A 7,143-nucleotide genomic window follows, 5' to 3' on the forward strand; every position below is an offset into this window, starting at 1 on the left:
CATCGGCCGGGTCGAAGATGGGAAGGCGGAACCAGTGCTCATCAGAAACGGAAGTGAGGAGGAGTTTCATCCCCGGTTCAGGGAGGCGGCATATACTCCCCTGAAAAAACTGGTCGAGAAGAAGGAGCAGGACTTTGAAGCGATGAAAAGAGACGTTGACCGGGCTGCGCAGGCTGCTGTTGCCAAAAAAAGACGAATCATTGAGAAACTCAAATCAGAAAGCCCATAACGTTCCAATCAGGCATACTCAATTTTTTTGATGCCGGCAGATCCCGCACCGGTCAGTCTTGAGACTTATGACAGATAAAAACCAAGTACTACCCAGGTATACATGGCATATGTCCACCGGATAGAAGTCCAATATAAAACCGATCCCAGACTGAAGGTCAGAACCGATCGAATCCGTTCTCTTGGGTTTCCCATTGAAGAACTTCATCTCATCGACATTTACACCATCTCTACGCATACACGCGATTTTACTCCGGACGAACTGCACCAGATAGGAGCACAACTCACAAACCCGGTGGTTCAGACATATACCGTCGATACCCCCACGATTGCTCATTTTGATACAGCTATCGAGGTCGGGTTTTTACCAGGTGTTACCGATAATGTCGGCACGACTGCACGACAGACCATCGAGGACTTTACCAGACAGGCATTTTTGCCTGGTGAAGCGGTGTACTCATCCAAGCTCTATTTTGTCTGTGGGAACCTTTTAGCAGAGCAGATACAATCCCTTGCTGCAACCCTTGCAAACCCGCTCATTAACCGTGTTCACATCAAATCCCGGATAGAATACGGCACGAAAGGAATGGACATTGTCGTCCCGGTTGTCCACCTGCACGAACGTCCTGCTGCAGACCCGGTGGATCTTGATGTGAGTGACGAGGAACTAATCAGGATAGGAAAAGAAGGCATTCGAGATCCAAAGACCGGAAAGAGGAGAGGGCCGCTTGCCCTTGACCTTGATCAGCTGCATACCATTCGTGATTACTTTCATTCCCTGAACAGAAAGCCGACCGATGTCGAGATCGAATCACTGGCCCAGACCTGGAGTGAGCACTGCAAACATACCATCTTTGCCTCACCGATGGATGATGATATGCCAAAAGGCCTGTATAAGACCTGCATTCAGGCGGCAACCAACATAATCCGGGCACAAAGAGGAGACAGGGACATCTGTTTGAGCGTCTTTTCGGACAATTCCGGAGCGATAATCTTTGATGACCGGTATCTTGTCACCCACAAGGTTGAGACCCATAACTCTCCGTCCGCACTGGATCCCTTTGGTGGCGCTCTTACCGGAATTGTGGGAGTAAACCGTGATACTATCGGATTTGGCCTTGGTGCAAAACCCTGTATCAACATCTACGGGTTCTGTGTCGGCGACCCGGAAAAGAGCCCTGCTTTGTACAGAGGAAAACAAAAGACCAATCCAATCCTCCCCCCCCGCCGAATCCTTGACGGAGTAGTGGCCGGGGTTGGTGTTGGCGGGAACTGTTCGGGAATTCCGACCCCGCAGGGATTTGTCTGGTTTGATGACCGGTATGTTGGAAAGCCACTGGTATTTGCGGGGACTGTCGGAATTATGCCCCGAAATGACGGGATGCGAAACCTGTATGAGAAACGGGCACGGCCGGGAGACCTGATTGTCATGATTGGCGGGAGGGTTGGAAAAGACGGCATACATGGTGCAACCTTCTCATCAGAAGCCTTAGATCCCCAAAGTCCGGTAACTGCGGTTCAGATTGGAGATCCCATTACCCAGAAGAAACTCTCTGATGTAATCGTAAAAGAAGCCCGTGACCGTGGTCTGTACACAAGCATAACCGATAACGGTGCAGGCGGAATCTCATGTTCGGTCGCCGAGATGGCAAAGGAATGTAACGGATGCCATGTCTGGCTTGACAAGGTCCCCCTGAAGTATCCGGGGATGGCACCCTGGGAGATCTGGATCTCCGAGTCCCAGGAACGGATGACCCTGGCCGTCCCGCCCGAACGGCTCGATGAGTTCATGGCCCTTTTGAAAAGCCGGGATGTTGAAGCTACCGTGATAGGGACCTTTACCGATACCGGCCGGTGTGTGGTGGAGTATCATGGTGCCACGGTCATGGATATCGAACTTCCGTTCCTCCATGACGGTCTTCCGGTAAAATTCCTCAAATCTGAACCACCAGAGCCGAACAGATCAGATCCCCTGCCCCCCTGTCCGGAGCGACTGGATGAAACGCTTATGCAGATGCTTGCACGAAAGAACATCTGTTCAAAGGAGTTTATCTCTATCCAGTATGATCATACGGTGCAGGGAGGACATGTACTCGGACCGGTACAGGGCGTCGGACGGGTTCAGGGGATGGCAACCTTGACAAAAGTGGTTGCAGACTCAAAGAAAGGAGTCGGCCTCTCTCAGGGCATCTTCCCGTCCTATTCGGAGATTGATCCGTACCGGATGGCAATAGCCTGTATTGACACCGCCATCCGTGGTCTGATTGCTCTGGGAATACCCCGTGATGCAATAGCCATTCTTGATAATTTCTGCTGGTGTTCGTCAGATGATCCCCGGCGGCTTTTCCAGCTAAAGGCTTGCGCCCGGGGATGCTATGACGGAGCCCTCGGATTTGAAACACCGTTCATCTCCGGAAAAGACAGCATGTTTAATGATTTTCGGGGATTTGACGAACACGACAATCCGGTCCTGGTATCAGTCCCCCCGACCCTCCTCATATCATCAATCGGAGTTCATCCGGATGTAACAAAAGCAGTCTCCCTTGAGGCGAAGATAGAGGGAGACCTGGTATATCTGATCGGGGAAACCTCTGATGAGGCAGGTGGATCTGAATATTATGCGTATCAGGGCATGAAAGGAGGTATAGTCCCTGGTCTTGACATTGCTGCCATGAAAATCCGGTACGACCGGCTGGTCCATGCCATCCTGCATGATCTTGTCGCATCTGCCTTCCCTGTGACGTATGGAGGACTTGCCATTGCTCTTGCAAAGGTTGCAATCGGAGGACAGATTGGCATGGATATCACCCTCTCCAGTACGTTACGACCAGATATTCTTCTCTTTTCCGAGACCCTTGGTCGCTTCATCGTCACGGTTGATCCTGATAAGAAACGGTCATTTGAACTGGCAATGGGCTCAGACGCAACCCTTATCGGCCGGGTCACCGGGAAGCGTCTTCAGATAACCGGCCCGTCCCTGCGAATATCACTACCGGTCAGTGATCTCAAAGCAGCATACAACAAACCGTTCGGAGGGTATTGAGTATGAATCCAATCTCATCACAGCCAGCATGGACCACATATACTGATCTGATCCCAGATAAGGCACTGATCATGAGCGGATACGGGATCAATTCAGAGATGGAGACACAACAAGCCCTGCTTCGTGCCGGAATGGATGCAGATATCGTCCATATCAACGATCTCATCGAGAGAAAATACCGGATGTGCGATTATCGTCTCCTGGTTTTCCCAGGGGGTTTCTCCTATGGGGATGATACCGGCGCAGGAAATGCCTATGCAAACCGGGTCAGGAACAATCTCTGGAATGATGTGACTGAATTTCTCGAGGAGGACAATCTGGTACTTGGCATCTGTAACGGGTTTCAGATCCTTGCAAATCTTGGACTCGTGCCAGCATTTGACAACCAATACAAGAGGGATATCGCCCTTATGCCAAACCGCAAAGGAGTGCTTGAATGCCGCTATGTAACCATCAGACCTGCTGCAGATACCCTCTGGACCCGGGGGATTGAGCGGATTGTCTGCCCGGTATCACATGGAGAAGGGAATTTTTCCTGTTCGAAAGAGGTGTTGCAGAAGTTAAAGAGCAGGAAGATGATCGCCTTTACCTACTGCCGGGAGAATCTGAAACCGGCTGAAGGAGAATACCCCTACAATCCGAACGGTTCGGTTGCAGACATTGCCGGCATTACCTCTGCGGACGGAAAAGTCCTCGCGATGATGCCACACCCGGAACGCGCAATGGAATTTGTCAATGAGTACGACTGGCCCTTACAAAAAGAAATATTACGACGGCAGCACCAGCCAATTCCGACAGAATCAATGAATATGAAACTATTCAGAAATATCGTTGAATATTTCAGGGAATAATCAATTCTTATAAGGATCAATTCTTACAAGGAATATAACACGATTCCTTTTTATCTTTTCTTTGGAAAAAACCCCGCGTATTTCATGATTCAACCAGGACAAAACACGAGAATGGATGGTACATTGCCACCTGCCGGATCTCATCACCAACACTTCAGCGATTATACGGTACACTCCTGATTCATGGGTTTTTTGGTATTAAGAATGTGCTGAATTTTATTTCGGATTTCCCGATATACTGAGGAGATTATAAATAATATTCGAATGATAAGCCTTTTTATGCTCGTACTATCAGGAGCAAAACAATGAGAATACAGGATAAAGAGGATGGACTCACCCACCGGATGCCGGCCCACATCATCAAATATGATCCGACGAGTCTCGGAAAATGTCCGTATGATGATGTAACGTTGATTAGTATTATGTACCGGACAGATATGCAGCCTCTCCGGGAATTGATTCCTGAGGAATTTGACATCTCTGAACCGCTGATTAAGATTGGGTATCAGAAATGCAACGCTGTGGAATGGATGGGCGGATCTGAGTATTCACTGATAACGGTCTCAACGCCGGTCAGATATATGGGTACATCAGAGCCCATCGACGGAATATTCCACCATGTGCTCTGGGAAAATAAAACAGCACCCATTCTTGGCGGGAGAGAAGAAGCAGGAATGCCAAAGGTCTTTGCTGATATTCCGGAATACAGGAGACTGGATGATTCGCTTTTTATCAATGCAAGCCATGAAGGGCGGACATTTCTTGAGATGGAATTAAAGATGAACCGAACCTTTTCACCGGAAGAGCTCGGAAAAATGAATGAGAATAACGGGAGAATCATTCAGTTTGGATGGCGGTATATTCCAAAGGTCGGACCATTCCCAGGTGCAGCCCTTTCGGAGGCAACCTACTATCCGGTAGACAATGAATTCTTATCAGGATCGGAATGCTCAGGAACGGTTCAATGGACTGAGCTGACTGCACAGCAGCATCCAATGCAGTATCCAATAATCCACACCCTTGCATCACTTCCCATTTATGAATATCTTGGAGGGAATTTTTTAAGAGGAAAAAGCTGGATGCGTATGGACCTTGCATACTCACTGCCCTGGGAGAAGTAATTATGACGAATGTATATGAAGATAAAGTAATCATCGTAACCGGAGGAACGTCCGGAATCGGGTATTGTCTCTGCGAAGAACTGCTCAAACGTGGTGCCATCGTGCATGTCATCGGGAGTAAACAGTCAAGTGTTGAAAAGGCACAGAAAGAACTGGGAAAATATCCGAATGCACGATTTGCCCCGGTAGATGTCAGAGATAATGCAGCGGTAGAGAAGATGGTCAATGATTGTGTCAGACAGGACGGACGGCTTGATTATCTCTTTAATAATGCAGGTATCAGCCATTTATCTCCCTATGAACTGGTTACTATGGACCTATGGAAGGATATGGTTGATATTAATCTCTGGGGTGTTGTATACGGAATTAATGCAGCCCTCAATGTCATGAGAAAGCAAGGAAGCGGCCATATCATCAACCTCTCATCGGTTGCTGCACTTTTTTATTCCCCGTTTCAACCCGTTTATGTGGCGACGAAGTGTGCAGTGGCAGGCCTGACAAGATCACTCCGATATGAATATGAACCAAGGAATATCTATTTCACGGTTGTATATCCTGGCAATGTAGCAACACCCATCTTCAAGGGTAATAATCCTCCAGATGCTATACCACCTGAGGAAGCGGTTGAACCTATCCTTGAGGGAGTGAGCCAGAAGAAACTCTCGATCATATTTCCACAGAGCTATGAAGATACGGCCAAAATATTCAAATTTGATGATATTATGGAACGAGAGATGAGAAAGTATGCCGAGGAGAAAAGGGAAAGTTTCAAGAACAATCCGGAGTTACAATACGAGGAGAAGGTTGAGTCTTTATTTAAAAAATAATCCATGAGGATGCACTTGTAGAGAAGGAATGAGAAAAGAAGAGAAGAGTCCTCTATTTATTCTTTTTTTCATCAGGAGATAAAATCGCGTTAATTCTTACAACCTGATTATGAACCAACATGAAGGTTTGGGAATAGGATTGATACCCGGGATACGCGATGACAATTTCATATGGTCCGGACTCAAGGCCGAATAATTTTAATGAGTTTAATGTCCGTGTTTTTCCTTTGTTCTCTCCATTCAGGTATACATCTGCCCCGGTTGGTGAACTGGTAATCATAAACCCGGTGTTTTGGGAATAAACGGATTTCGAAATGTTCGTATCCGTTCCAGGATATCTGAATTCATCTGGATTCGTTGAAATCGTGGGTTTCTTTAAAAAGTCTGAATAATCAAATGTTGGCGCATGAAGCCCGGTGTAGGAAAACGGTTCAGCCCCGAGATGATGATCAAGATAATAGGCAAACCAGTCCACATCATTGTCAGTTGCAGCAGATACCAGTATAAGAGCGGGACAGATGAAACAGAATATGAATATTCCATATTTGAACATAGGCAGTACTCCTCCCTCTGTCGATATGGATGTAGTACCAACTCGTAAGTATTTGAGAATTTTCCCCTGGTATGGATTGATACTGCAGTATCACCCAAACAGGCAGGATCATCAGAATAATCAAAAAAAAAGAAAACGGGAATAGTTTCAGTGTTTTAGATTTTAGAAAGAACGGCATCAATCTTTGTGATCTCACCCTCATTCACGGTATAATTTGCAGCAAAGTCCTGATATCCCGGAAAACTGATGGTAACATTATACTCACCGGGGATAAGTCCCTTGATCTCCTTTGCCTTTAATGAACGGGTAATGCCTGCACTCTCGCCATTGACAAATATCTCTGCTCCTGGAGGGGTGCTCGTCACGCTGAATCCGGTATTTGGATCATACTTTGGCTGGGAATCGACAGAGGAGTTTAAACTAAAGTCACTTTTCAGTTTTGTTCCCCAGGTCCCATAATAATCTTCATAATTATACGCTGTAGCTGCCGTTCCGATCGAGACCAGACACCCCAGTATGC

At 47.3% G+C, this 7,143-nt stretch carries 6 protein-coding genes and 1 pseudogene; 5 read left to right on the plus strand and 2 right to left on the minus strand.

The window, feature by feature from the left end; translation table 11 throughout:
* The 5 genes and pseudogenes from PLA23_RS08610 to PLA23_RS08630 form a co-directional block, all read left to right on the plus strand.
* Window positions 1-229 (plus strand): annotated as a pseudogene (locus PLA23_RS08610) (hypothetical protein); the annotation flags it as partial.
* 102 nt (window positions 230-331) lie between these two features.
* The gene (locus tag PLA23_RS08615) at window positions 332-3,271 is read left to right on the plus strand and encodes a phosphoribosylformylglycinamidine synthase subunit PurL (RefSeq protein WP_324474877.1); all 2,940 of its coding nucleotides are present in this window, start codon (window positions 332-334) and stop codon (window positions 3,269-3,271) included.
* Between the two features lie 2 nt (window positions 3,272-3,273).
* The gene (locus tag PLA23_RS08620; RefSeq protein ID WP_324474878.1) at window positions 3,274-4,122 is read left to right on the plus strand and encodes a phosphoribosylformylglycinamidine synthase subunit PurQ; all 849 of its coding nucleotides are present in this window, start codon (window positions 3,274-3,276) and stop codon (window positions 4,120-4,122) included.
* A gap of 305 nt (window positions 4,123-4,427) precedes the next feature.
* On the plus strand, window positions 4,428-5,243 hold the full coding sequence (locus PLA23_RS08625) for an acetoacetate decarboxylase family protein (RefSeq protein ID WP_324330456.1): 816 nt from the start codon (window positions 4,428-4,430) through the stop codon (window positions 5,241-5,243).
* 2 nt (window positions 5,244-5,245) lie between these two features.
* Window positions 5,246-6,070: an SDR family oxidoreductase gene (locus PLA23_RS08630; RefSeq protein WP_324330455.1), complete on the plus strand. Its 825-nt coding sequence runs from the start codon at window positions 5,246-5,248 to the stop codon at window positions 6,068-6,070.
* 52 nt (window positions 6,071-6,122) lie between these two features.
* Here the strand turns inward: PLA23_RS08630 and PLA23_RS08635 are convergent, their stop codons facing one another.
* Together PLA23_RS08635 and PLA23_RS08640 are read right to left on the minus strand one after the other, a co-directional pair.
* Window positions 6,123-6,623, minus strand: a complete 501-nt coding sequence (locus PLA23_RS08635) for a PEGA domain-containing protein (protein ID WP_324330454.1) — start codon at window positions 6,621-6,623, stop codon at window positions 6,123-6,125.
* A gap of 155 nt (window positions 6,624-6,778) precedes the next feature.
* Window positions 6,779-7,143: PEGA domain-containing protein (locus tag PLA23_RS08640; protein ID WP_324474879.1), on the minus strand; the 365-nt coding region annotated here is incomplete at its 5' end.

It is taken from the genome of Methanospirillum sp. (assembly GCF_035406105.1).
Classification (GTDB): Archaea; Halobacteriota; Methanomicrobia; order Methanomicrobiales; family Methanospirillaceae; genus Methanospirillum.